The following is a 2,235-nucleotide window of genomic DNA, read 5'->3' on the forward strand; positions in this document are numbered from 1 at the left end:
TGTTTATACGCGACAGGCGCCGGGCGGGGGGTGAGGGCCAGCGCGGAGCGCTTGGGCCTACCGCCGTTCCAAAAAATCGCGGCGCAGATCTCGAATCTCCTGCCGCATCTCCCTCATCTCTTGGGCCATCTCGTCAGTGCGCCGTTCCAGAGCTTCAGTTCGGCGCTCCAGGGCATCCGTGCGGCGCTCGATAGCGCGGGTGCGCGCATCAAAGCGATCCATGGACTCGCGGAAAAACTGAGCCAGCATTGCCTGCCCTTCTCGCAGTTCTTGAATCAGAAGCTGCTGATTTTGTTGGACAAGACGTAGCTCCTGCTGGGCCGCTTGCAGCTCTTGAACAGCGCGGATCAGCCACTCTTCTTGTTCCGGAGTCATTATCAACTAGAGCGAGAGGATGCCAAGATCCTACCACCAACTCCCCTCTCCCTCAGGGAGAGGGGATGGGGGTGAGGGCTGCTCCCTCAGGGAGAGGGGCCGGGGGTGAGGGCAATGGAGAGTAGGGAACTCGAATCCCTGACCTCTGCGGTGCGATCGCAGCGCTCTACCAACTGAGCTAACTCCCCGTGGCTTTACCAGAATAACCCAAGTCCGCCGCCAAGATCTCCCCCGCCTGCAGCTCCAGCCCTGCAAAAACCTTCGAGGGCACCCGCTCGGATCCCTTCAGCTCCAGCAGGTCGTACCAGCCCTCGTGCAACAGCAGCAGGCTCACCTTCTCCTCCATCGGATCCACAATCCAGTACTCACCAATGCCCAAAACACAGTATTCCGCCCGTTTGGCTCGGTAGTCCGCCGCCCGGCTTGATTCGCTCACCACCTCCACCACCAACAGCGGCGGCGGATCCTCCAAGCGAATGAGAGCCTCTCGGGATCCCATCTCCTGCCACTGCTGCAGAGGCAGCACCACCACATCCGGGATCCGCACCGTATCCCAGCGATTGCCCCGCGGCGACTGGATCCCGATAGCCATCGACTGAGAAGTCCACGGTAGCCCCTGGCGCCGGATCTCAACTCGAAAAGCGGTATTGAGGAAATCCACAATCTGACCATGCCGTCCGGTTGGAAGGGCCATCGGCACCAACTCCCCCGCCACCAGCTCATAGCGGGTATCGCCGCCATCGGAATACTTGAGGTACTCTGCCAAACTCAGGCGAGCCGCTGTCGGCCCAGGAACGGATCCTATTGTCAAAGCCACAGCCGCCTCCAAAAGCCACTCTGCTGCCATCCTAACTCCCCTCTCCCTCAGGGAGAGGGGCCGGGGGTGAGGGTCATCCCTCAGGGAGAGGGGCCGGGGGTGTTCGCGCTAGCGGCGCGGAGCGCTTGGGCCTACCGCCGTTCCAAAAAATCGCGGCGCAGATCCCGAATCTCCTGCCGCATCTCCTTCATCTCTGCCGCCATCTCGTCGGTGCGGCGTTCAATAGCCCGAGTGCGCTCGTCAAAGCGCTCCAGCGCCTCGCGGAAAAACTGCGCCAGCCTCGCCTGCCCCTCGCGGACTTCCTGAATCAGAACCTGTTGATTCTGTTGGACAAGGCGCAGCTCCTGCTGAGCAGCCTGCAGCTCTTTTTGGGCAGCCTGCAGCTCTTGAACGGCCCGGATTAACCACTCTTCTTGCTCTGGAGTCATCGTCAAAAAGCTCAACAGAGGATAAGAAAACCCTACTCCCCTCTCCCCAAGGGAGAGGGATCGGGGGTGAGGGCTGGGAGAGGAGTCGGGGGTAGTCGCCTGCGGTGGCGCGGAGCGCTTGAGGCTGCCGGAAAGGAGCACCCAAAGCAAAAAACCCCTCTCCCCCAGGGAGAGGGGCCAGGGGTGAGGGATCGGAGGTGAGGGCCTCAGTACAGCGCCTCTTCTTGATGGGTGATGATGGTGCAGTCAGAAGTGGGGTAGGCCACGCAGGTCAACACATAGCCCTGCGCAATCTGATCGTCATCCAGGAAGGATTGATCGCTTTGATCCACCGTGCCGCTTACCAGCTTGCCGGCACAGGTCGAACAGGCCCCGGCGCGGCAGGAATAGGGCAGCTCGATCCCTTGCTCCTCCGCCACATCCAGAATGTACTCGTCGTCCGGCACATCGATGGTAACGTCCAAGCCCCGCTCTTCGTTGATCAACCGAACTTTGTAGACAGCCATCCTGCTTGGGTCTCCAGAAAAAACGTCCACTCCTCATCCTGCCACCCTTCTGCCCCGGATCAAGCACCATTTTTCAGAGAAATAGGTAGATCTCCCGGTTTTTTAGAGT

4 protein-coding genes and 1 tRNA gene are annotated in these 2,235 nt (G+C 60.5%); all 5 read right to left on the minus strand.

The window, feature by feature from the left end; genetic code table 11:
• Window positions 1–57: 57 nt before the first annotated feature.
• Window positions 58–375 (minus strand): hypothetical protein, encoded by a 318-nt coding sequence (locus tag NW845_RS12730; protein ID WP_414336537.1) that lies wholly within the window; start codon window positions 373–375, stop codon window positions 58–60.
• 115 nt (window positions 376–490) lie between these two features.
• Window positions 491–563, minus strand: a tRNA-Ala gene (locus NW845_RS12735).
• Window positions 554–1,222 carry a Uma2 family endonuclease gene (locus tag NW845_RS12740; protein WP_414378796.1) on the minus strand — a complete coding sequence of 223 codons (669 nt, stop codon included), beginning with the start codon at window positions 1,220–1,222 and terminating at the stop codon, window positions 554–556. Before NW845_RS12740 ends, NW845_RS12735 begins: the two co-directional genes overlap by 10 nt.
• A gap of 101 nt (window positions 1,223–1,323) precedes the next feature.
• Window positions 1,324–1,620: a hypothetical protein gene (locus NW845_RS12745; RefSeq protein WP_414378797.1), complete on the minus strand. Its 297-nt coding sequence runs from the start codon at window positions 1,618–1,620 to the stop codon at window positions 1,324–1,326.
• Between the two features lie 206 nt (window positions 1,621–1,826).
• The gene (locus tag NW845_RS12750) at window positions 1,827–2,126 is read right to left on the minus strand and encodes a ferredoxin (RefSeq protein ID WP_414360687.1); all 300 of its coding nucleotides are present in this window, start codon (window positions 2,124–2,126) and stop codon (window positions 1,827–1,829) included.
• Between the last annotated feature and the right edge of the window lie 109 nt (window positions 2,127–2,235).

The sequence above is a fragment of the Synechococcus sp. H60.2 genome (assembly GCF_047462315.1).
Lineage (GTDB): Bacteria > Cyanobacteriota > Cyanobacteriia > Thermostichales > Thermostichaceae > Thermostichus.